Annotated in this window: 19 protein-coding genes; 15 read left to right on the forward strand and 4 right to left on the reverse strand. The window is 38.0% G+C overall.

Translation table 11 applies throughout. The annotated features are described in order from the left end of the window. The first annotated feature begins 5 nt into the window (after positions 1 to 5). Together QFX10_RS04720 and QFX10_RS04725 are read left to right on the forward strand one after the other, a co-directional pair. Positions 6 to 155 carry a hypothetical protein gene (locus tag QFX10_RS04720; protein ID WP_280607053.1) on the forward strand — a complete coding sequence of 50 codons (150 nt, stop codon included), beginning with the start codon at positions 6 to 8 and terminating at the stop codon, positions 153 to 155. Continuing rightward, the gene (locus QFX10_RS04725; protein WP_280607054.1) at positions 152 to 373 is read left to right on the forward strand and encodes an MDR/zinc-dependent alcohol dehydrogenase-like family protein; all 222 of its coding nucleotides are present in this window, start codon (positions 152 to 154) and stop codon (positions 371 to 373) included. Before QFX10_RS04720 ends, QFX10_RS04725 begins: the two co-directional genes overlap by 4 nt. Before the next feature lie 27 nt (positions 374 to 400). On the opposite strand, the gene QFX10_RS04730 is transcribed toward QFX10_RS04725, so the two are convergent. Continuing rightward, entirely contained in the window at positions 401 to 976 is a 576-nt protein-coding gene (locus QFX10_RS04730) for a TetR/AcrR family transcriptional regulator (protein WP_280607055.1), read from the reverse strand. A gap of 90 nt (positions 977 to 1066) precedes the next feature. On the opposite strand from QFX10_RS04730, the gene QFX10_RS04735 reads away from it, so the two are divergent. From QFX10_RS04735 to QFX10_RS04770, 8 genes are all read left to right on the forward strand, one after another. Beyond that, positions 1067 to 2206, forward strand: coding sequence for a DUF3533 domain-containing protein (locus QFX10_RS04735; RefSeq protein ID WP_280607056.1), 1140 nt, complete (start codon positions 1067 to 1069; stop codon positions 2204 to 2206). Beyond that, positions 2206 to 2841: an NAD(P)-dependent oxidoreductase gene (locus tag QFX10_RS04740; protein WP_280607057.1), complete on the forward strand. Its 636-nt coding sequence runs from the start codon at positions 2206 to 2208 to the stop codon at positions 2839 to 2841. The genes QFX10_RS04735 and QFX10_RS04740 overlap by 1 nt, the downstream gene beginning before the upstream one ends. A 10-nt stretch (positions 2842 to 2851) precedes the next feature. Further along, positions 2852 to 3547 carry an SIR2 family NAD-dependent protein deacylase gene (locus QFX10_RS04745; protein WP_280607058.1) on the forward strand — a complete coding sequence of 232 codons (696 nt, stop codon included), beginning with the start codon at positions 2852 to 2854 and terminating at the stop codon, positions 3545 to 3547. 273 nt (positions 3548 to 3820) lie between these two features. After that, a complete protein-coding gene (locus QFX10_RS04750) occupies positions 3821 to 5065 on the forward strand; it encodes an RNA-binding domain-containing protein (RefSeq protein WP_280607059.1) in 1245 nt (414 codons plus the stop codon). A 347-nt stretch (positions 5066 to 5412) separates the two neighbouring features. Beyond that, on the forward strand, positions 5413 to 6303 hold the full coding sequence (locus QFX10_RS04755) for an ABC transporter ATP-binding protein (protein ID WP_280607060.1): 891 nt from the start codon (positions 5413 to 5415) through the stop codon (positions 6301 to 6303). Further along, complete coding sequence (locus QFX10_RS04760; protein WP_280607061.1) at positions 6287 to 7006, forward strand: ABC transporter permease; 720 nt, start codon at positions 6287 to 6289, stop codon at positions 7004 to 7006. Before QFX10_RS04755 ends, QFX10_RS04760 begins: the two co-directional genes overlap by 17 nt. Before the next feature lie 2 nt (positions 7007 to 7008). After that, positions 7009 to 8127: a sensor histidine kinase gene (locus QFX10_RS04765; RefSeq protein ID WP_280607062.1), complete on the forward strand. Its 1119-nt coding sequence runs from the start codon at positions 7009 to 7011 to the stop codon at positions 8125 to 8127. After that, a complete protein-coding gene (locus tag QFX10_RS04770; protein WP_280607063.1) occupies positions 8124 to 8729 on the forward strand; it encodes a response regulator transcription factor in 606 nt (201 codons plus the stop codon). Before QFX10_RS04765 ends, QFX10_RS04770 begins: the two co-directional genes overlap by 4 nt. A gap of 190 nt (positions 8730 to 8919) precedes the next feature. Here the strand turns inward: QFX10_RS04770 and QFX10_RS04775 are convergent, their stop codons facing one another. Further along, positions 8920 to 9276, reverse strand: coding sequence for a helix-turn-helix domain-containing protein (locus QFX10_RS04775; protein ID WP_280607064.1), 357 nt, complete (start codon positions 9274 to 9276; stop codon positions 8920 to 8922). Between the two features lie 249 nt (positions 9277 to 9525). Here QFX10_RS04775 and QFX10_RS04780 point away from each other — a divergent pair, with 249 nt between their 5' ends. The 3 genes from QFX10_RS04780 to QFX10_RS04790 all read left to right on the forward strand — a co-directional run bounded on the left by QFX10_RS04780 (position 9526) and on the right by QFX10_RS04790 (position 12363). Next, positions 9526 to 10608, forward strand: coding sequence for an acyltransferase (locus QFX10_RS04780; protein ID WP_280607065.1), 1083 nt, complete (start codon positions 9526 to 9528; stop codon positions 10606 to 10608). 111 nt (positions 10609 to 10719) lie between these two features. Then, a complete protein-coding gene (locus QFX10_RS04785) occupies positions 10720 to 11433 on the forward strand; it encodes a putative glycosyltransferase family protein (RefSeq protein ID WP_280607066.1) in 714 nt (237 codons plus the stop codon). 9 nt (positions 11434 to 11442) lie between these two features. Then, positions 11443 to 12363, forward strand: a complete 921-nt coding sequence (locus QFX10_RS04790; RefSeq protein ID WP_280607067.1) for a hypothetical protein — start codon at positions 11443 to 11445, stop codon at positions 12361 to 12363. Between the two features lie 152 nt (positions 12364 to 12515). On the opposite strand, the gene QFX10_RS04795 is transcribed toward QFX10_RS04790, so the two are convergent. Next, the gene (locus QFX10_RS04795; RefSeq protein WP_280607068.1) at positions 12516 to 12737 is read right to left on the reverse strand and encodes a hypothetical protein; all 222 of its coding nucleotides are present in this window, start codon (positions 12735 to 12737) and stop codon (positions 12516 to 12518) included. Between the two features lie 118 nt (positions 12738 to 12855). Continuing rightward, entirely contained in the window at positions 12856 to 13365 is a 510-nt protein-coding gene (locus tag QFX10_RS04800) for a GNAT family N-acetyltransferase (protein ID WP_280607069.1), read from the reverse strand. 377 nt (positions 13366 to 13742) lie between these two features. Here QFX10_RS04800 and QFX10_RS04805 point away from each other — a divergent pair, with 377 nt between their 5' ends. Together QFX10_RS04805 and QFX10_RS04810 are read left to right on the forward strand one after the other, a co-directional pair. After that, complete coding sequence (locus QFX10_RS04805) at positions 13743 to 20225, forward strand: Rib/alpha-like domain-containing protein (protein ID WP_280607070.1); 6483 nt, start codon at positions 13743 to 13745, stop codon at positions 20223 to 20225. Between the two features lie 248 nt (positions 20226 to 20473). Then, positions 20474 to 23410 carry a YhgE/Pip domain-containing protein gene (locus QFX10_RS04810; protein WP_280607071.1) on the forward strand — a complete coding sequence of 979 codons (2937 nt, stop codon included), beginning with the start codon at positions 20474 to 20476 and terminating at the stop codon, positions 23408 to 23410. Positions 23411 to 23413 lie beyond the last annotated feature (3 nt).

The raw sequence follows: 23413 nt of genomic DNA on the forward strand, positions 1-23413 counted from the left end.
AGCAAATGAAAGCTTATGCATTAACTAAAAAAGATAGTCGTGGTCTAGAGGCGCTTGAATTGATCGAAGCACCTGTGCCACGACCACAAGCAGATGAAGTGTTATTAAAGCTTTTCATCCAGCTAAGATCATCGACTATAAGCAAGAAGACGTGACAAAAGCTGTTCTTGAATATACGGACGGTCAAGGTGTCGCTCTGATCATAAATACAGTGGGAAGCAAAGAAGCTAAGCTTGATCTTACAGAACGGTTAGCTTACAACGGTGAACTTGTGTGTTTAGTCGAAGTGCCTAAAGTCGATGACCCAGCGTGGTTATTTGAAAATGGGCTCTCCCTTAGTGCGTTGAATTTAGGGGGCGCCCACGGTCGTTGAGAGCTTTTTATTTATAGTTTATAATTATTACATTTTTAATTCTTTTATAGCTCCAAATCGCATTTTAAAGAAGAAGTATGCCATTTCTTTAGCAGAATATTTAGGATTTTTTATCCAATATTGAATTATCCCGATTAATGCAGAAATACTGTAATAAGATAGCAATTCTTGTTCATTTTTAGGAATGTTTAAATACATATATGGATGCGACTTAGCTTCAAGATTGATTAAGTAGTTCATTAATTTATTGGCAAAGTCTAAATTTGCATTTGGTCCCATTAAAACCTGAAGAATGGAAAAGTTTTTTTGAAATACTTCTAAGAAGTATATTAATACTCTTAATTTTGGTTCAGTTTCCTGTGTTTGATTAGTTAATTGAATATTAGCAATCATATGTGCATGTGGAATATCTAATTTATGGAGAAAATCTTGTTCAATTTTTTCTAATATATCCCATTTATCATTGTAATGGCGATAAATAGTCACACGGTTAATATCTGCAGTCTGTGCTATCTGCTTTGTAGTTATCTGATTAATGTCATTTGTCTGTAAAAGCGTTAATAAAGCTTTTTCAATTTTCGTAGTTGTCTTAATATGTTTCATAAATGCAACACCTTGTTACTTTTTGTAGTTTTATTATAGCATTGCAATTCCTACAATGTTAGTAATCTAAATGTTGAAAGGGATGTCTTTATGTTAAAATTTCTAAAAAATAAATTTGTATGGTTACCCATTTTAGTAGCATTATTTATTGGAGCATATTTTTCAATCACTGCAATTCCATCAACTCATATGAAAGTTAATGATTTACCAATTGCTATTGTTAATGAAGATAAAGGCCAAACTGGAGAAAATTTAACTAAACAAATTACAAACGCCAAAAGATCTTCTAACTCTTCCATGAGTATAAAATGGACAGTTTTTAATTCTGAAAAAGAGTTATTAAAAGAAATGAATAAGGAACAATATTACGGTGCAATTGTTATACCGAAAAATTTTTCTTCTAATCTTCAAAGTTTAATGACACCAACTGCTAAAAAAGCAGAATTAAAAATCATCACTAATCAAGGAATGGGGACGGCTGTTACCAATCAAGTAACTACAGCATTGACTGAAATGTCTAATCAGTTAAATCAAACCTTGAGTAAGCAGTTACTTGAAAATGTATCTAAACGAATGCCTACAATTCCTGCAGAAATATCTTCAAACTTGGCAAGTCCATTAATTATAAAGAAAGAAACCGTAAATAAAACTGGAGATTTAGCAAATGGTGGGGCTCACTTTTTCCAATCAGTTTGGTTAGGATGTCTTGGTACTTCAATGTTGCTTGGGTTTGCATTTTCAAAGGTAAAGTTCAAATCACTTAAAGAAAAATTTGGTGCACTAACAGTTCAATTAATATCTGCTGTTGTTTCTTCATTTGTAATTGGATATGGAGTAATTTATCTACAATCAACAATTCTTGATGTAACAATTCCTAATTTTAACTTGCTTGGTTTGTTCTTATCGTTATGTGCATTTTCATTCATTATTTTTATCAATGGTGTTGAATCATGGGTTGGTTTGATCTCCATTCCAGTTTTCATGTTACTCTTATTCTTTGCAGCCCCATTATTAACAGCTATTCCAGAATCTTTGAACAGTTTCTATAGCACACTTTCAGATTGGCTACCAATGTCATACATGTATAGAGGCGTAAAGAGTATTATGTATTTTAATAATACCCCATCATACTCTGTAATTATGGGCTTAATATACACTATTATTTGTGGATTCATTTTAGTAATTTCAGCACAATTTAAACCAAATAAAAAGAAAGAAGGAAATGAATAATGAAATTGTTTACACTAGGTGCCACAGGACGCACGGGACAAGAAGTGGTCAAGCAGGCAACAGAATTAGGATATGATATTGTTGCTTATGTCCGCTCACCAGAAAAAATGAAAATACAAAAGAATGTTGAAATTGTTCAAGGTGAGCTTAACGATGATAAAAAAATGGAGCAGGCAATGACATCCTGTAATGCAGTCTTAGTAACATTAGGAAATCCTGTAAAGGATAGTTCCGCTGATTTGTTTGGAAGCTTAATGCCAAGATTAGTAAAAATTATGGGCAAAGCAAAAGTGAAACGAATAGTTAGCTTATCTAGTATGGGGACTGGTGAGACAATTCTTAATGTCTCATATCCCTATAAAATTGGCGTTAAGACTTTCTTAAAAGGAAATCAAGCCGATCATGAAAAAGGTGAAAAATATCTAGCAGAATCTAATTTAGATTGGACTTTGGTCTATCCAGGCCCATTATTTGATGGTCTCAAGACTAAAGATCCACTTGTAAAAGACGCTGCTTCTGGTTATAAAATGCCGGGTGCACCTAAAACTAATAGAGCAGATGTTGCTGCTGTAATGCTTGATCAATTAAATAAAAAAGATAGTTATAGAAAGAAATTAGTCATGTGTTCAAAGTAGGAGGACTAGTATGACAGAAATTCAGGAATTAAAAGAGATGTTGTTAGCGAGTCAATCAACTATAGTTATTACGGGAGCAGGAATCTCGAATAGCTCCGGTATTGCCGACATGGAAAAAATGAATGTTACTACAACTCTTGAAACATCATTAGAACCACTCGTTCGGATGCATCCTGAACACTCTTATAAATTGTTACGTGAATCTTTTTTAAAAGCTATGTTTGAAAAAGGACCTAGTCTTTCCCATCGTAAACTAACTGAACTAGAGGAAGAAGGATTAGTAGATGGTATTATTACCACTAATATTGACCACTTGCATTCTTTAGCAGGCTCTCAAAATGTTGCAGAAATACAAGGCTCATATGCAATTAATCGCTGCAGTAAATGCAAGGTACATGAAGATGGAGTTGATATTTGGAATAAAGGAAAAGCTCCTCGCTGTTCAATATGTAATGGTATTATGCTTTCATTCCCTGTATATTCTCATGTAGGAGTTTATGAACCAGCAATGAAGAGGGCAAATCAATGGATCTCACAAGCTGATTTAGTACTGGTAGTTGGTTCAAAAGGTAATTATGGTTCTTATCTTAATAACTTATCCTCATCTGCAAAGATTATACAAATAAATCCCCATCCGACTCAATTTGATAGTATTGCTGTTTTAAATATAAGAGAAAAAGCTGATACCGTATTTAGTCAATTATAAAAAAAGATTTACATGAAAACAGTAATAAATTCAATTCCTGTAGTGCTAGTCGTAAAAAGTCTAATAAACGGTATGATTTAGATATCAAGAAAATATAAAGTGCATTTTATCATAAGTGAAAAAGAGTTATAAGGTAATGTGGTAGGCATTACCTTTTTTTATTTAAAGTGAGATGATTAAGATTATCGTCGCAAAAAAAGTGAGACGATTAGCGTAATCGTTGCAAAACGATTGCGACGATGATACGATTTGGACAAGAGAGGGGTGGGCCTAATGAAAGAGACAAAGACACTCGAATATAAAGAAAAGATCACCAATACTTTTCTTAAAACAGTCAGCGCTTATGCTAATTACGAAACAGGGGTCATCAAATTTGGGATCACAGATAGTGGTGAAGTGGTCGGAATCACAGATCCTAAAGAAACTTGTTTGAATATCGAAAATAAGATCAATGATAGCATTGATCCTCGGCCTAATTTTGAGTTAACGCTCGAAGCGCATAACGTTATTGCTTTAAAAGTATTTGAGGGGTTAGAAAAACCGTATTTATATAAAGGCAAAGCCTATAAACGAAATGATACAGCTACGATCGAAGTTTCGCGGGGCGAGCTCAATCGGTTGACGTTACAAGGTATGGAAAAAACTTTTGATGAGCAGCTAACATCGACTAAAGAACTACATTTCACAGCGCTTGAAAAAGAATTACAAGATAAACTGGGGATCAAAAAACTCACGCCTGATATTTTAAAGACGCTAGATCTTCTTTCACCTGCTGGGTATAATCACGCTGCAGAGTTACTTGCCGATGAAAATGACTTTCCTGAGGTCGATCTAGTCCGATTTGGTAAGAGCATCGATGAGATCATGGAACGAAAAACGTTTAGACAGTGCTCACTCTTGCTTCAGTTTAGAGGTGCGCTTAAGCAGTATCGAAAGTATTATGAATACGAACAAATAAGCGGAACAACAAGAAAGAAGGCCCAGTTGATCCCAGAAGTTGCGTTTCGTGAAGCACTTGCCAATGCACTTGTCCATCGTGCTTGGGATGTTTCAGCTAATATTTTGATCTCAATGTATGCAGATCGGATCGAGCTCCGTTCACCTGGTGGTTTACCTTTTGGAGTCACAAAAGATGAGTACTTGCGGGGGTATATCTCTGTCCCGCGCAACCCGATCATTGCTAATCTCTTTTTTAGATTGAAATATATCGAAATGTTTGGGACTGGTATCTTACGGATCAAAAATGCGTATGTGGATGAGTTTGTACAACCAAGTTTTCAAGTACTGCCAAACGCTGTGATGATCACGTTACCAGTTTTGCATGCGAAAACAGAGCTTTCCAAAGATGAATTATTAGTGTTAGAGCAGTTTGAGACGGGGGAGCTTTTATCTAAGCGGGAACTAGTCACTTTGACTGGTTTGAGCAGTAGTAAGCTTAGTCGCTTGCTAGCTAAATTAGTGAGTGACCACCGTTTGACCCGCATTGGTGCTGGACGAGCTACTAAGTATCAAAGGTAAATTTACAATAAAAAATAAACCATCCGTACAATTTAGCGGATAGTTTAAATAAAAGAAGCTAATATTTTAGAATCTGAAAAGCGCCATTGCAGACGCCAGAGTCCAGGTGCGGCATTCATTAAAAACAACATAGCTCTCACCTCTACGTAGCTCTAATTTACAAGCTAATTATAATTTTTGAGTTTAGTCAAAGCAACTACTGAGCAATAGGTTTAGAAAATCAAATATCATAAAAAGTCGTTCTTTGGGGCGACTTTTTTTGTGACATTTGTCATGAAATAGTATGACACTCACGCCTAGGAAGGGCTAGCTTCTTTGTTTAGACTAAAGGAAAGGATGTGAAAGAGATGAAAAGAGTAGTCAAAGTTAAAAATGTTGCCAAAGCGTACGATAACAAATTTGTTTTAAAACAAGTTGGATTTGAGATCAAAAAAGGTGAGTTGGTAGCTCTTTTAGGTAAAAATGGTGCGGGAAAGTCAACTTTGTTGAATGTTTTGTTACAATTGACACCTAAAGATCAAGGCGAGATCGAGATCTTAGGTGAAAAGAGCTTAAAAACTGAGGCACTTGGAGTGATGTTTCAAGAAGATTTTGTCCTTGAACGAGTAACTGTCAAGGAGATCATCGAGTTGTGGCGAAGTTATTATCCTAAAAGTAAAAGTTATGCCGAATTAATAAAGATCGCAGGATTGGTTGAGAAATCAAATGTATTAATAACTAAACTCTCAGGTGGTCAAAGGCGGCGTCTGTATTTTGCGTTATGTTTAGCAGGTGATCCAGATCTGATCATCTTAGATGAACCGACGGTCGGCATGGATTTGGAGAGCCGCCAAGCATTTTGGCATCAGATCAAAAAGCTGCAAGCCGCTGGTAAAACGTTTTTGATAACAAGCCATTATTTAGAAGAGTTGCAAAATATCGCACAACGTTTTTTGATCTTACAGGATGGATGTATAACTTTTGCTGGAACTTTGCAGGACTTGCAACAGAAATATCAAAAAGTGACGGTGCGCTTTAGAAGCTCATTAAAACCAAGTTTTTTTAGAAAATTAGCTGGGGTCGTGCAGCTACAGTCCGAGGTTGGGAATTATACTTTACAGACGACTAAATTGAACGAATTTCTTAAACAATTAACACCTTATTTGGCAGAACTTGAAGATTTAAATATCGAACAAGGTACGTTAAATGAGCTCTTTTTAGAGATCACTGGAGGGAATAGCGATGTTTTATCAAAGTAAACTCAATTTTAAGCGGATCATTTTAAGAAATCCAAATTTTTTCTTCTTTGATATTTTGTTACCAATTTTATTTTATTTACTTTTTACCAAGATCATGCCGGCTAATCCGACATTTAAACGCGATTATCTTGTGTCGATGATGATCTATGCTAATTTACTAGGATCAGTTTTGACGGTCGCTAATACTTTAGTGATCGATCATGTAAGTGGCTATGCTAAATTATTACAGGTACTTCCGTATAAACAATGGCAATACTATGTATCGATCGGAAGTGTCTTTTGGTTGTTGAACGTCTTTTGTGTAGGGGCTTTAGGATTGACTGGTTGGGTATTCAATGGTATCGTTTTTTCAATGAAATTATGGTTGATCTTAGAAGGACTTATCCCTCTATTAGCTACTCCGTTGATGTTGATCGGGATGTTGCTAGCAACGTCACGTGATCTAAACACAGTCAATATTTTAGGAAATATTGTCTTTTTATTAGCGATCATCAGTGGTTTGTGGTTCCCATTCCAAACTTTGCCACCTTGGGTTCAAGCTATTGGACGTTATACGCCAGTATATTATGTAGCTGAACTTGCTCGTGGGTTGATTCAGGGACAGATGTTTAACTGGGGATATCTTTTTGGGCTTATTTTGTGGAGCATTATCTTAGTAAGTTTGATCTATGCTGTTGAAAAATTAATTCGAAGGACAAATTAAGAATGAAAAAGTTTTTGCGCACCTATCTTTTATTTCCTGAGTACCTAGGGCTTGCTCCGTATTTTTGGTTACTCTTTTTATTACCAGTATTCAGTTTGATCGGTGAGCTAACTGGATCAGAGCGATACTTTTGGTATGGATTGCTCTTTTTTTATACTAAAGTCTATCGAGATAGCTTTATGACGGCTAAAAATTTTTGCTTACGGGTCGTTGTTCAATTGGTGATCGATCTGATCTTTGCATGGCGTTTTAACTATATCTATTTATTTATATTCACGTCGTTTTTGATCGGTTCTTTCCCGCTGGCAAAAGTGCAGTTTAAACGTTTATTAGGGCTTTTTTATATGTTTTTAGCGCTCGGTTTTGGAATAGTATTCTATGGATTATGGTCAGTAAAGGCTAATATTGATATCTTTGACTTAGTTTTGATGATCTTAGCGACAGCTATGCCGGTGTTGGCTTCACGTTCTTTAGGGGAAAAACAAAAACAAAAACGGAACTTACAAAATGAAAATCAAAGATTACGTTTATTAGCAGCAGAAAGAGATCGGATCGCTCAAGCTTTGCATGATGATCTAGGACAAAGCTTTTCTCTGTTGGCTTTAAAGGCCGAACTAGCTCAGAAGCTTTTAGAAATTGATCCAGTTAAAACTCAGATCCAGCTTGAGCAAATTGCAACTGAAGCACGTAAAAATTTAGATATTGTACGCCAGATAGTACATGATTTAAAGTACGAGACCTTGGGCCAGATCTTAGATGGAACAAGTGATAAGTTGAAACAAGCAGAGATCAAGTTGATCGTTGAAAATGCTGAGAATGTAGTCTTGTGGGAAGTGGAGACCCAACAAACGATCGCAGCGGTCATTAATGAAGCAGTTACAAACACGATCAGGTATAGTCAAGCTAGCTTTTTTAAAATATCTTTTGCTGAAGATGCTCTAAATTATCGCGTCATATTAAAAGATAATGGTATCGGATTTGATACTAGACAAGCTTCGTTTGGGATCACGGGTATCAAGCAACGTGTTACTAAAGTAGGTGGCACTAGCACATTTACGACAGAAAATGGAACGCTGATCACACTTGTATTTCCAAAGCAGAAAGGACTGGTAACAAAATGATAACGATCTATTTAGCAGAAGATCAAGTAATGATCGCACAAGCACTACAAACACTTCTTGATTTGGAAGCGGATCTAAAAGTTCTCGGAGTCGCAAATGATGGACAACAAGCCTTAAAAGATATTTTAGAACTCAAACCAGATATAGCGCTATTAGATATTGAGATGCCACATTTGAATGGCTTAGATGTAGCAACACAGCTAAGAGAAAGTGTTTGGTCAGGAAAAGTTATCGTTTTAACAACATTTGCGCGAAAGGAATATTTTGCTAAGGCAATAAAAAATGAGGTTGCCGGTTATTTGTTGAAAGATTCACCGAGTGTAGATCTGATCCAAACGATCAAAACAGTTTTTAATGGTCAAACTGTCTATGAGAGTCGTTTAGTCAAAGGGATGTTCACCAAGGAGGAATGTCCGTTGACTAAGCGAGAATTACAGATCTTGAGTGCATTGCAAACTTCAAGTAATACACAACAGATCGCTCAAAAAGTCTACTTAGCTGAAGGAACGATCAGAAATTATATTTCAGCGATCTTGAGCAAGACAGGAACTAGTTCGCGCCTAGAAGCTGTGCTCTTAGCTAAGGAAAATGGTTGGATCTAAATGAAATAATATAAGTCTAGAAATAATTTTCAATAAGTTACTAAGTTGATTTTAAATGGTGGTAAAATTAAAGCGATAAAGTGAGTAGGTGTTTGATCGTATATCAATAGCTACACATGTTGGAGCAGAGAGGCGCTAGAATGATATTATAGGAAATGAAGAAGCATGACATATCGTCATTGCTTCTTTTTTATTTTTTGGGGAATTCCTCTAGAGATCTAAAAAGATCTAGAAAAACTTTGCTGAATTGTTCAGCATCTTCATTAGGTAGGTTTTGAAGTTTTAAAAAGAGTAATTCGGTGTAAGGCGTAGAATTATCTGAAAATTGCGGTTTTTTAGTAGAGAGTAGAGTGGCTAAATCGACCTCAAGTGTATTTGCGATATTTGCGAGATTTTGAATACTGATATTGGTAGAAGCATCATTTTCTAACAAAGAAATATACTTAACAGATAAATTGCTTTTTTCAGCTAGTTGTTCTTGAGTCATTCCTTGCTGCTTGCGATAAAATCTGATCGTTTGTCCGATATCGATTTGCTTAGAACTCATATTTATACACTCCTATCATATTTACTTTTTATGATAGAAAAATATTTCCTGTATTATAACTTAATATATTTCTGTATAAACTAGTAAAATATTTCTTGTTATACGTGTTTATTGGAAATATAATTCTTGTTATAGGGTTGTAAAAGGATATGCTATGTAAAAATGGCAAATAACAGCCTGTATTTGTATAGAATATCTGTTTATCTTTGATCGGGAAAACAAAAGTAAGTTAGGGAGAAATGTAGATTTATGACCAAAAGAAATTATGGGATCGATCTACTCAGGATCGTTTCGATGTATCTGATCGTTTTGAATCATATTTTGCTTATTGGGGGTGTGCTCGGTCAAGCTACACAATTAGGAACAGGAACGTTCAATTATAAATTGAGTTGGTTGCTTGACATTATCTGTTATGGAGCTGTTAATTGCTATGCTTTGATATCGGGGTATGTAGGTGTTACGAGTCGATACAAACCCCAAAACATCATCCGCTTATGGTTACAAGTTTTATTTTATTCAGTCGTTTTGAATATTGCAGTGGTAGCTTTAGTGCCTGGCTTAAAACTAAGTAAAGAAGATCTCCTGGCGATGTTTATGCCGATCTCATATCAAAGATACTGGTATTTTTCTGCGTATTTTGTGCTTTTTCTTTTTATACCGTTTTTGAACTATCTTTTGAATAATCTAAGTCGAGCTTCATTGCAAAAAATGCTCTTCATGCTGATCATGATCTTTTCTTTTGGCGAGACCTTTATTTTTCGGGTCAAAGATTTTTTAGCACTTAACAGTGGGTACAGTGCTTTATGGCTTCTTGTCTTGTATTTGATCGGGGGCTATATTCGTTTATATGATTGGAACTTATGGCACGCCGATCGACTGGTATTTAGTGGACTTGTACTCCTTTCTTTTATTTGCTTTTTAGTCTTTGGGGGTGAAGCAGGACATGGACGGGTCTTAGTCAACTATCCAGCACCTACGATCCTGTTGATGGCGATCGCATTATTAGCTTATTTCAAAGATCTCAAACTCGATCCTCGAAGTATCAAATGGATAAAATGGTTTGCTCCTTTGACGTTTGGGGTCTATTTGATCCACTTACAACCCATGGTAGCGGTGCATCTTATGCAGGGGCGTTTTAGCTCACTTGCAAAAGAAGCGCCTTTGATCTTATTAGTAGATGTTGTAGGTGGAAGTTTGTTGATCTATTTAGGATGTTCATTGCTTGAAAAATTAAGGCAAGTACTTTTTAGCTTATTAAGAATAGAGTTACTTGTTCAGAAGATAAAAACATTGTTAGTGCAAGTCGTTCATTTAGGAACGAGTAGATTATAGTTAATGGTCGAGGTGGATAAAGTGAACAGATCAAAGAGAAATATTGAGATATTATTATTATTTTGTTGTTTGAGTTTCTTTTTTACCTTTTGGGTAGCGAGAACTCAGTTATTGAGTGGCTTTACTTCAGATGGTAGTTTTCATTTTTCACGGGCAGAAGAGATCTATCAAAATTTACGCTCAGGACATTTATTTACATTTATTGCGACGCATACCTTTCACAACAGCGGTGTCGGTTCATTCTTATTTTATCCGACAGTCTTTTTATATCCTTGGGCGCTTCTAAGATTCGTTTTTGATCCGATCATGGCTTTTTATATTTGGTATGGTCTTTTCATGTTCTTGACCCTTAGTTGTGCTTACTATGCCATGTATGGTTTCTCACGTGATCGTTTGCGGGCGGTAATGTTTGCGCTCTTTTATACGATCTCGAGCTATCATGTTTATTTGGGACTTAGAAATTACGTTTTAGGCGAATTTATCGCCTATACTTTTATTCCGCTCGCCATGTATGGTTTTTACGAAGTCATCTGGGGTGATCAGCGTAAATGGTCTCTTCTAGCAGGAGGTGTGGCTTTACTGACTTATAGTCACATGATCAGTGTTGTTATTACGGTAGGGCTTTTTATTTGCTTATTTCTTTGTCGATTAATAGTAGATCGCCATTTTTCAAAAGAAAGATGGGTGACACTGCTTAAGAGTGTAGCAGTAACTTTTCTTTTGGTCGCTTGGTTCGTATACCCATTTTGGACAGACTTCATCAAAACGCGTTTAGGGACTCCTAGTTTTGGCTTTGCATTTTTATATAGTATGCAAGATCTGTGACAAGCATCTTTGGAAAATTATGCGACTAACCGAGGTTTAGGGATCGTTTTACTTGCAACCGCACTTGGTGGCTGGTACTTTGTTCGCCACGATAAGCGTGAATTGAGTCTTTATATCTTGGGGCTGATCTTTATCGTATTATCGACAAATCTTTTTCCATATACTGAGATAGCTCGGATCAAGTTTCTGAAGATCTTAGGGGTGATCCAGTTCCCGTATCGTTTTACGACCTATTCATCATTCTTTATGGCAGCTATCTTATCATTGGTTTTAGTGTGCATATTTAGACATTTTCAAGGTAAAACAAAAGTGTTAGTGGGCTTGTTTGTGCTTAGTATTGCAATGTGTTTATATGTTCAGACACTTACTCCTGTGTTGGAGCGACTCTACAATGTTTCAGCAACAACGCTATTAAAGAAGGCGACTGATAAATTTGCGACGATTCCAGAAGGGGCTGTCATAAGTAAGAAAAACTATTACGACCTGTATACTTATCGGATACCTTATGGTGAGACTGATTATTATCCTAAAGTCGCGTTTGACGGAAACATGATCGAGACAAATCCAAAGACGCAAAGTATTTTGCTACATCAGGCCTATATCAACCATAAAGTTATGGTGGTTTCTCCACGACCACAAGCTAATGCACTAGAGTATCAAATAAAATTAAAAAATGTGGCCACGGTCGATCTGCCAGTTGTAGCTTATCCGAGTGAAAAAGTTTCTGTTAATGGGCGCACAAGTGCATATACAGTTAGTGAGCGCGGAACAGTTCAAGTCAACTTAGAACGTGGTGTGAATAATGTCACAGTTTACTTTGAAATGAAGAAGCCTTACTATGTTTTATTTGGTCTTGCTGTGCTGACATGGTTTGTTTTGCTCGTGACACAATTTATCAAATTGAAAAAAGCATTGCACGATAGTAATTGATAGTCATACTTGAGTTCTAAACTTTCAACCAGTTCATTGATTTAGAGAGCTAGACGAGTTTTTTTGGAATATATTCTAAAGAGATGTTCAAAATGATCATGTGTTAATTTATGTTATTCTTTCGGGGGGATCGTGAGATAGCTGGGTAGGGCTCAATCGTGAAAAAGAAAAGAACTACCCGCTATAGCTCCTGTTAGTTGTGGTAATTCACTTAGAATAGGCCCACCACCCATTGATAAAATATAAAGTAGTGTATCTTTAAAACCAAGTTTTTTCTGGCGTATAAGATCACTTTTAGGATCGACAACATATTTTTCTTGGTCGATCGAGTCAAAGGTAGTTAAAAATAACTTCTTCAATTGTGCTATATTCATAATGCTTACCGCAGCTAAAATCATAGATGTCAAATAAGAGAGCTTGTATCAAATTTTAATTTAGAAATTTGATACAAGCTCTCTTGCTTTAATGACATTGCTTTTACGAGGGATCTTTTTAAAGCCCAAAAGCTTCATCGTAATGTACGATACCGCTTAGAACAGGGGCGTTTGGACTAAGTTTGGCGGCCATAAAGAACTCATCAGAGACGGTGAATGGAGCTTTGATGTCGTATGAACTAGCTGGACGATAACCAAAACGGGAATAGTAACCTGGATGGCCTAAAACGATCGAGTAAGTGTAGCCAAGTTCCTGGGCCTTTATATGTCCTGCTTTAATAAGTGCTGAACCGATGCCTTGCTTTTGAAATTCAGGTAAAACGGCTAAAGGAGCCAGGGCTAAGGCTTGATGGTTTTCGATCGTGACTTTTGTAAATAAGATGTGACCAACGATCTGTTCGGCACTTACGGCAACTAAAGAAAGTTCGGGGATAAAGTTTTGACTATGGCGCAGCTTTTCCACTAGTTGTGCTTCATTACCATCGCGATGTGTTGCTTTAGCAAAAGCTTGTTCGATCAGTAAAGTGATTTTTGGGTAGTCAGTGATATTTTCTGGTCTGATTTGCATAGGATCCCCCTTGCTAAAATTATTTTTGTACTAAGGTAAAGAAAAATATCTGTGATAAACGAATGATATATATAGTATACTGTGAAATTTTATTTTAGTAAAAAGTAAGTCTAGCTCTGGATCTTTAAATATTTGAGAGATCATTTTTAAGACAATGGAGTAATAGTTGTATATCTCGCTATTAAAATAAGTTTATATTTATTATATTTTTAAATTAAAAATTATCGTTATTTTGTGTATTTATGGAATAAAGACTCTTTTATAGAAGAATACAGTTTTTCTTTGATCAATAAGATTGCTTTTTTTTGATAAGAGCTGTATCACATAAGTGTAAGTTTTATAATTAAAGACTTATGACAATAGTAAGGGGGATCACTATGCTATCGAAGAACAATCAAAAGTTACAGTCACAAAAGATGCGATCAAAGCACCAACATTTTACGATCAAAAAATTCACTGTTGGAGTAGCTTCAATTTTGATCGGAACGACTTTTACGACCTATACGGGGACCACGGTCGGTCATGCCGATCAAGTAAACGAACAAACGACTAAAGAACAAGGTGTGGCTTCAAATGAGGTCACCAATAAACAACAGATCACAGATCCGGCTAGTGACCTCAAAGAAAAAAAGCCAGTTGAGCCAAATGCGACTGTCACACAAGCGCCCAGTTCAGTAGCGTCTGATACAAGTAACGATGTTTCTGGAACTAAAGTAGCCTCTACCGCAGCGGGGGTAGCTTCAGTAGCCGATACGGATCCAGTTTCAGCTGTACCAACAAGATCGAGTGCGGCTCAGTTATCAAGTCAGGCATCAGCAGCCCAAGTTGGCGCGTCTGCTTCTTTCCAACAAACAGCCCCGCAATTTGCCGAAAAAGCAGTGCATGTTGCCACGATACAAGCTTTGCAAACGGCCTTGAATAATAAAAACGTTACGCAAGTTATTTTAGACCAAAACGTCACTAATGCTAATAAAGATACGAATGTGACTGTTGATGGAGAAGGAGTAGCTCGAGCAGTCCAGATCACGGGGAAAACAGCGCAAACGACACTTGATCTAGGAGATGCTTCATTGCTGTTTAAGAATAATACTTATGGAGCTGACAGCACTAAAAAATGGCAGTTAAACTTTAAAGATCTTGCACTCTCTACCAATAATGCTGATGGTTATGGTGTCGTCCGCTTTCAAAGTGATAAAAGTGATGGAGCAACAGTTACGTTTGATCATGTGACAAGTGCAGGTAATGGCGTCTTAGTTTATGCCCCAGATGCAGATGTCACTTTAAACGATGTTGTTACGACACCAAGTACAGTGACAGATCCTAATATCACTGCCAAAAATGTCAATATAGGGGATAATGTAGCGTTGAGTACGCGTCAAAATAGTTATGTAAATGCTAATATCGTGGCTAATGGCAATGTCACTTTCACTGGCAAAAATATTGCGCTACACACAGACGTTACAAACGACAGTGTTGCCACTAACGTTAGAGCAACAGGCGCTGTTAATGTTGTGAATGGGGCCAGTGTTATTTTGAGCGCTAATAATAATTATAGTAACGAGATCCAAAATATTAAGGCTCAGGCTTTAAATATCGATGCAGGAGCTAGTTTGACTGTTGATTCTACGACCTCAGCGACAAATATTTCGACCCCGACCAATTGGGGAACGTATGCTTTTGTTGATGGATATAGCGCAGTCCTTTTAGAAAATGGGAGTGCGGTGATTGATGGTGATCTGACTTTTAACGCTATTTCAAAAAATCGTCCCTCAAGTGGTATCGTAGCTGCTTTGGCATTATATGCCCCTTCAACGGCGACGCGATCTGATGTTAAGATCGGATCAAGCGGGAAATTAGTCGTTAATGCAAGTAAATCACCGAATACACGAGGTGTCTATTTTGTAAATAACAATCATAACATGGGACTATTAAAAGGTGCGAAAGCTTCATTTTATATGGGCCATGGTGTTTCAAATGCTCTGTGGAACCCAGATAATTTAGTGTTAAATGAAGGGGCAGTTCTAAAGATCGAAACATTGCAAGATAATAATGGAAACACAAATAATGGGATCCAAAGTGATGGAGCTGGTGTCCACTCAGCCCCACTCACTTTAAACTGGGGTTCGACACAAAATTATGCCGATAACTCTGACCTAACGAAGGGCAATATTCACGGTACACTTGATATCAAAAAAGATGCTTCTCTAAAGATCAAACGTTTGATGGATGCTGATTCTAAACAAGTAGGAAGTCCCTTGATCTCTTATGGCGGGATAAGTGCCAATAATGTTAGTGCCACACTTGAGGTAGATCATGGAACATTAGAACTGTCTGATGATATGCAAGATAATAGCTCAGATGGGATCAATGGTTATGCTTATGAACAATATTTAGGTAATACTGAGACTAAATTTCCTATTTATCCAATGGGAATGATCGCGATGTGGGGCGTGGCCACTAAAAATAAGATCACTTTGACAGATCCGCGACTTTTTAAATTGGTGCGAAATGGCGCACAGCAAGGGATATTTTTACGTTTAGAAGGGATCGACAATAAAGTTGAACTTAAGGCGGTAGATGAAGAAGAGCTCCCTTTAAGTTTTAAAACAGTTGCTGGCGTAAAATATGCAAATGGAAGTACTACAAAAGCTAAAAAATATTTAGTTGCCGTCAAAGCTTTGGACTCGGTCAATAAGCAGGGAGATTGGTCTATGCATTTTAATAATAAAGATGGTGATACAACAACACGTCCCGCTTATGCAACAGGTGTTTCATTTGGCGAAGCAGATGCAAGCGTAACCTTTGGAAATAAAGTTTCAGAAGTTACTAAAGCGGCATTCAACAATGCCTTTAATTGGTGGGGGATCAATAACTTAGCCTTGGGGACTGATCTGATCGATTATGTGCCCAGCTATGCCCCATTAACAGTCAAACAAGGTGAGCGAGCGGTCTCAGCGGTCAAATATAATACATCAGATAGACCAACAGGTGAGTCTTATGGTTTGGGTGGAGGAACGCCAGCGTGGGTGACAATAACTCCACAGGGAGATCTGCTTGTTGCACCAACAAAACAGACTTCGCCAGGATTATATAATGTGTTAGTGACGACCTATTTTCCAAATAGAACGTTAAGATATACTTATGCCCCGATCTTTGTTACTGATGGGCACGAAAATATTCGCTGGAATGCAAATGGAGCTTTAGTCGGGACTGCTGCATCCCTGACAACGCATAAGACAAGTGATAAAAATATTCTTCCAATGGCGAGTCAAGCAGTCGCAAGTCTTACCACTTACCAAAAAGATCAAGATGGGAAATATGTTGCACTGGAAACTTATGATGTTTTACCAGATGGAAATTTTAAGGCTAAAAATAGTAATGTTATGATCCAAGGGGTCAAAGTGACCTGGAAGAACGCACCGACAACGCTTGTCCCGGCCCAAAGTACACATACTGATTCAGAAAAATTACTGACTGAGGTCGATATTAAAAATGCAAATGTCTTTTTCCCAGAAGTGGGAACTTTTGCAGATCTTGATCGATTGGGGGTCTCGCTCGAACTCCTAGGTGCAACAGCCAAATCTGAGGGGAAGGCCTATCAAAATGAGCTCCAAACTTTACCCTCTGCAACTGATCTAGTTGATACAACAGCTTTAAATAATTTGGTTTCAACGATCACATGGGAGCAAGCACCATCTTTAACGACAGCTAACGCTAAAGCACAAGGAGTTGTCAAATTAGCTTTTGTTGATGGATCGTACTTGAATGTGCCTGTGACAGTAGATGTTATCGGAGTCAAGCAAGGTGACATTTCACAAGATAACATAGAATTGGAGCATAAGATCGACCGTACGATCATAGTTGATTATCCAAAAAGTCCAGCTCAAACTGTTGTTCAGACTGTTGTCTATTCGCGTAATAAATATACTGATCTTGCTAAGCCCAAAGGAAAGCAAGTGACGTACTCGACTTGGACGCCAGTAACGAACACGACTTTTGGGCCGTATTCGTTCTCACCTGTTGCAGGTTATAAAGCTAGTGCTGTTAGTGGAAAAGATGCTGTCTTACTTACAACTTCAGCGACACAATTAATTGTTCCAGCTCAAGAAAATGTAAGTTTTACAACTCCATCAACAACAGTTGTAGTTGATTTTACAGCCAATGATCATGAAGTGACAGTTAAGTATGTTGATGATGCAGGACAGCAGGTCGGGGCAAGTTATACTGTTCGGGGTAAAACTGGGGAAACAGTCAAATTAGATGTTGCATCTCATGCACCACTTAATTGGGTATTAGCCCCAAAACAACAAACGACAACAGATTATACATTTGGCACTGATACTCCAAGTGAGTTGGTTTATACAGTTCAGCATAAAAAAGAGCAAATCGATAATGAACGGAAAGTTACACGGCAGATCTACATGACTAAGCCTAATGGAAAGAGAGAATTAGTCGCAGATGAACAACAAAAATTTCAACGAACTGGTCTTAAAGATCTTGTGACAAATGATATTGTTTGGCATGCATGGTCGCCTGTTAGTGCAGATTTCCCAGGTTATAATTTTGCTCAAGTTAAAGGTTATATCTCAAAAGTTAACGGCAAACCAGCAACTAGTGTGCAAAAAATGAAAGTAACAGCAACTTCACCAAATACTAGCGTTGAAGTGACGTATGCTGTATTAGATGCTGGAAAATACACACCAGTAGGACAAGTAATAACAGTCACTCAAGGTCAAGTTCCTACCCCAGAAGCAGGTGTAAGAAATAAAGTTAAACTGCCAGTATCAACAAAATACAGTTGGCAAGAAGCACCCGACACATCAAAAGTTGCTCAAACAAAAGGGACAGTCGTAGTAACTTATCCAGATGGTAGTAAAGAAGAAGTGCCAGTTGAAGTGAAAGTGGTAAGTGCAAAGACATCAGAAGTAACTCCAGCAGAGCACCAACCAAAAGAACAGACAGCAGCAGATAAGTATACGCCAGTAGGTCAAACAGTAACAGTCACTCAAGGTCAAGTTCCTACCCCAGAAGCAGGTGTAAGAAATAAAGCCAAACTACCAGCGTCAACAAAATACAGCTGGCAAGAAGTACCCGACACATCAAAAGTTGGTCAAACAAAAGGGACAGTCGTAGTAACTTATCCAGATGGTAGTAAAGAAGAAGTGCCAGTTGAAGTGAAAGTGGTAAGTGCAAAGATATCAGAAGTAACTCCAGCAGAGCACCAACCAAAAGAACAGACAGCAGCAGATAAGTATACGCCAGTAGGTCAAACAGTAACAGTCACTCAAGGTCAAGTTCCTACCCCAGAAGCAGGTGTAAGAAATAAAGCCAAACTACCAGCGTCAACAAAATACAGCTGGCAAGAAGTACCCGACACATCAAAAGTTGGTCAAACAAAAGGGACAGTCGTAGTAACTTATCCAGATGGTAGTAAAGAAGAAGTGCCAGTTGAAGTGAAAGTGGTAAGTGCAAAGACATCAGAAGTAACTCCAGCAGAGCACCAACCAAAAGAACAGACAGCTGCAGATAAGTATACGCCGGCGGAGCAACCAGCAACGATGTCCCAAGGCCAAGTTTTTGTCCCAGAAGATAGTGCGAAAAATAAAGCAAATTTACCAACAAAAACAAAAGGGACAGTCAAGGTAACTGACTTAGATGGAAACAAAGGTGTTGTGTCAACTGAGACAAAAGCAGAAAATGATCTGCACAAAACTAAATTGCCAGTAGTGAGCTCAACAGCGCCACGCGCAGATGCAGAGAAACACACGGTAGCAAACCATGCAGTGATGGTGATCCAAGATCAAGTTCCAAAAGTAGGCGTAAAAAATAAAGCAGGTTTACCAGCAAAAACAAAAGGGACAGCTAAAGTGACTGATCTAGATAGTAGTAAAGACGTGCATGTCAAAGTTGAAGAGGCAAACAAACAGGAGCATAGTCTCGAGCCAGAAGTTCAAAAGACTTCAGTTCAAGTCGGAAAATATCTAACTACAGTAGAGAAAAACAAGGGTAAAGGGACTCGCTCAGATAGTCCAAAACAGACTGTTGTCAAAGTAACAAATAGCGATAAACACAAACCTGCAACTCAAAAGAACACATATTTTCAAAGTGAGCCAGGAGTGCCCACAAAAGCAGACTCAAACAAAACTGCTCTACCAGCAAAAACGAAGAAGCAAGTGCAAGAAGTCTCAGATACGACAAAAGAGAAAGGGGATAAAGATGCCAGAGTAATCAAGGTAAAAAGAGTGAATGGACCAAAGAAAGTTGCTTTATCAGAAGTGTCCAGAGAGGATAAGTACCAAAAAGGCTTGACCGATGCTGATAAATATATGCCAGTAGGAAAAGTCGTAACTGTTGTTCAAGGTCAAGAGCTTGCGCCAGAAGCTGGCGTCGCTAACCGCTCTACTTTACCAGCAAAGGCCAAATATAGTTGGCACGAGAGCCCTGTAGTGACTAAAGTTGGAAAAACACATGGAGTAGTTACGATCCTATATCCAGATAAAACTAAGGATATGTTAGTTGTTAGTGTGTTTGTTCGTGAAAAAGAAGCAAGTGCGATGCCACAAGATAAAGTTCAAAGTTTAAGTCAAACGGTAGCACCTCAGACTGAAAAAGACTTAGATGACACCCATTTAGAGCAAAGCTTATTAAAAGATCAGTTTGCCAAAGTAGTACTTAATAATAAAGAAACGCCTAAAGATCTTTTTTCTACTACTTTAGCAACAAAAGAAGTTTCAAAAGCTCAATTACCACAAACCGGTGAAACAAAGGTAAAACATCTAGGGATCTTGGGAACGTTACTTACTTTAAGTGCATTCTTTTTGGGATATGAAGATCCGAAGAAAAAACATGAAAACGAATAGATCTTAAAGATCAAATAGAGTCAGATGGGAGTTTTTCTTATCTGGCTCTATTTGTATACATTTTGAGATATGTGTCGCATTCTATTGTAGACCAATATTTGGATATTAAGGTAGACTCCTGTTATATCAAGGGTTTTGAAAGGTATATCGAACGAATCTGTTGAATGAATAAGGATTGTTTTTTTAAGATAATAAGTGTATATTATAGAACGGTTAACAAAAATTTTAAGTAAGGAGTGTAAGCGATCTTGAAAACGATCAAAGCTGAGTTCAAGCATATCAAAAGCCAAAAAATGCTATTAGCGGCGATTTTGGCGATCATGTTCATTCCATTTTTGTATTCAGTATTCTTCTTGAAATCAGTTTGGAATCCGTACGGGGATGCTAAATACTTACCTGTTGCGGTCGTAAATGAAGACAAATCTGTTAAATTTAACGGAAAAACGCTTGATGTCGGTGATCAACTGGTCAAGAAGTTAAAGGAAAATGACGGTTTAGACTGGAATTTTGTTTCGAAAAAAGAAGCTGATTATGGCTTGAGTCATAAGAAATACTACATGGTCATCACGATCCCTAAAGATTTTTCTAAAAATGCAACAACTGTTTTGGATAAAAATCCAAAGAAAATGCAGTTGAAGTATACAACTAATGACTCTTTAAACTACATTGGTAAAGTTATCAGTGAAGAAGGTGCTAAGCAAGTCAACTCACAAGTCAAAGAAACAGTTTCAACGTCTTATGCTGATACGATCTTTGGCGTGATCAAACAAGTTGGCAAAGGTTTTAACACAGCTGCTAAAGGTTCAGAACAGTTGAGTGATGGTTCAAAAACTTTATCTAATGGTATTAACACATATACAGCCGGTGTCGGTAAAGTCAACGATGGGGTGATCCAACTCCAAACAGGTGTCGTACCGCTAGGACAAGGTGTTTTAAAATTAGCTGATGGTTCAAATACATTAGCTAACGGCATCAACACCTATACAGCTGGTGTTGATCAAGTCAATAATGGTGTTTCCCAACTTCAAAATGGGACTGGGGCGCTTGCAAGTGGTGTTGGTCAATTAGCAACAGGCTCAAATACATTGGCAAATGGTATCGGTACCTATACAGCTGGTGTTGGTCAAGTCAATGATGGTGTGCTCCAACTTCAAAATGGTAGTGGAGCGCTTGCAAATGGTGTTGGTCAGTTAGCAAGTGGTTCAACGACTTTGACTTCAGGGATCTCAAGTTATACGCAAGGGACGAAGGATCTTCAAAAAGGTTTGAGCACGTTACAAACTAATTCTGAAAAGCTGCAAACTGGTGCAAATAACTTAGCTGCCGGCAACCAAGAATTAGCTACCCAATTAGCTCAAGGTAGTAACCAGATCCTCGCCTTGTTACAATCAGAACAAACACAAGCTGCGATCGAAGGGTTAACGACTTTGAAGACGCAAGCTCCAGCGATCCAAAAGACGTTGGGTGAGCTGCAAAATACGATCACAAGCGTGCCAAATGTCATGCAAAGTGTAAATAGTCAAGCAGAACAATTTAAGTCAACTTTGACATCAAACTTACAAAGTGCAGGTTCAAACGTACAGACAGCAGCGACAGATGTTGCTCAAGTTTTAGCTGCTAATAAAGATAAATTATCAGCTGAAGATCAAGCTAAACTAGCCGATGCTATTCAAAAGAACCAAGCAGCCGGTGAAAACATTAAACAAGCTGGTGTTGCAGCTCAAACATTTAGCGATCAATTAAATGGCGTTCAAAGCCAATTAAGTAGTGTTGTGCAACAAGCTAACCAGTTGAATGAAGCTGGTAAACAAGTCAATGCTTTATTGGCGCAGCTTCAAAATGCTGATCTTTCAGATGTTGATAAATTAAAAGAAGTTCCAGCACAATTACAAAAATTGACTGCTGGTGCAAATCAGTTAGCCGCTGGTTCAAAAGAATTAGCAACAGGTATCACGACGTATACAAATGGTGTTGCGCAAGCTTCAGCTGGTGCAAATCAATTAGTAGCTAACAACAACGCTTTGAACAGTGGTGCAAGCCAATTAGCTGGCGGTTTAGGGCAATTGAATGCCCAAGTACCAACGTTAACGACTGGTATTGCCCGTTTAGCAAACGGTACAGGTCAATTAACAGCTAACTCAGCAGCTTTGAACAGTGGTGCGAGCCAATTAGCTGGTGGTTTAGGGCAATTGAACGCCCAAGTGCCGACCTTGACATCTGGTATCGGTCAATTAGCAAATGGTACGAGCCAACTTGCAGCTAACTCGGCTGCTTTAAGAAGTGGTGCGAGTCAGTTAGCTGGCGGTTTAGGGCAATTGAATGCCCAAGTACCGACCTTGACATCTGGGGTAGATCAATTAGCCGATGGTACAAAACAACTAGCTGCTAATTCCCCACAATTGTCATCTGGTGCTGCTAAGTTGAGTCAAGGTAGTGACAAACTTGCGACAGCTCTTGCTAAAGGTGCTACTCAAGTCAACGACAATACAAAGAATGTGACCTCGAAGACTTCAAATATGTTTGCATCGCCAACTGAACTCAAGCATACAAATTACAGCTACGTGCCAAATTACGGTTATGCTTTAGCACCATACATGCTTTCAGTTGCATTATATGTTGGCGCCTTAGTCTTTAACCTTGTTTACCCAATACGTCGCCTTTCTGATCCAGATGCAACGGCAACTGAATGGTGGGCAAGTAAGCTTGCGATCGGTGCGATCATGGCAACAGGAACTTCAGTCGTTGAAATTCTCTTGATGATGGCTTCTGGTCTTCATCCTGAACATCTAGGTGCAACCTTGATCAATGCTTGGTTCTTTGCTTTAGCAAGTACCTACATCGTCATGTTCTTAGCGATCGCCTTTGGTAATATCGGACGCTTTATCGGGATCATCTTCTTAGTCTTGCAACTTGGTTCTTGTGGTGGTTCGTTCCCAATTCAGATCACACGGGCGATGGGCGGATTCTTCCAATTGATCAACCCATTCTTGCCGATGACTTACTCAGTTTACGGTTTCCGTGAAGCACTAACATCTGGTCTAGGTTCGAACCAGATCTTGATCTCAGTCGGAGTTCAATTGATCTACATCGTAGTTGCTGTAGGTCTTCTCTGGGTCGCAATGAATATCGAACGTAGTAAAGTAACTTACGTTGATGTAAACGATCAAGAAGAATTAAATGCTTAATAA

The organism is Ligilactobacillus faecis (assembly GCF_029889745.1).
Classification (GTDB): domain Bacteria; phylum Bacillota; class Bacilli; order Lactobacillales; family Lactobacillaceae; genus Ligilactobacillus; species Ligilactobacillus faecis.

Coding starts and splice junctions, on each gene's coding strand:
- QFX10_RS04745 (WP_280607058.1), top strand. CDS start 2,852: ATGACAGAAATTCAGGAATTAAAAGAGATGTTGTTAGCGAGTCAATCA.
- QFX10_RS04720 (WP_280607053.1), top strand. CDS start 6: ATGAAAGCTTATGCATTAACTAAAAAAGATAGTCGTGGTCTAGAGGCG.
- QFX10_RS04780 (WP_280607065.1), top strand. CDS start 9,526: ATGACCAAAAGAAATTATGGGATCGATCTACTCAGGATCGTTTCGATG.
- QFX10_RS04740 (WP_280607057.1), top strand. CDS start 2,206: ATGAAATTGTTTACACTAGGTGCCACAGGACGCACGGGACAAGAAGTG.
- QFX10_RS04795 (WP_280607068.1), bottom strand. CDS start 12,737: ATGAATATAGCACAATTGAAGAAGTTATTTTTAACTACCTTTGACTCG.
- QFX10_RS04765 (WP_280607062.1), top strand. CDS start 7,009: ATGAAAAAGTTTTTGCGCACCTATCTTTTATTTCCTGAGTACCTAGGG.
- QFX10_RS04775 (WP_280607064.1), bottom strand. CDS start 9,276: ATGAGTTCTAAGCAAATCGATATCGGACAAACGATCAGATTTTATCGC.
- QFX10_RS04805 (WP_280607070.1), top strand. CDS start 13,743: ATGCTATCGAAGAACAATCAAAAGTTACAGTCACAAAAGATGCGATCA.
- QFX10_RS04750 (WP_280607059.1), top strand. CDS start 3,821: ATGAAAGAGACAAAGACACTCGAATATAAAGAAAAGATCACCAATACT.
- QFX10_RS04770 (WP_280607063.1), top strand. CDS start 8,124: ATGATAACGATCTATTTAGCAGAAGATCAAGTAATGATCGCACAAGCA.
- QFX10_RS04800 (WP_280607069.1), bottom strand. CDS start 13,365: ATGCAAATCAGACCAGAAAATATCACTGACTACCCAAAAATCACTTTA.
- QFX10_RS04730 (WP_280607055.1), bottom strand. CDS start 976: ATGAAACATATTAAGACAACTACGAAAATTGAAAAAGCTTTATTAACG.
- QFX10_RS04760 (WP_280607061.1), top strand. CDS start 6,287: ATGTTTTATCAAAGTAAACTCAATTTTAAGCGGATCATTTTAAGAAAT.
- QFX10_RS04755 (WP_280607060.1), top strand. CDS start 5,413: ATGAAAAGAGTAGTCAAAGTTAAAAATGTTGCCAAAGCGTACGATAAC.
- QFX10_RS04735 (WP_280607056.1), top strand. CDS start 1,067: ATGTTAAAATTTCTAAAAAATAAATTTGTATGGTTACCCATTTTAGTA.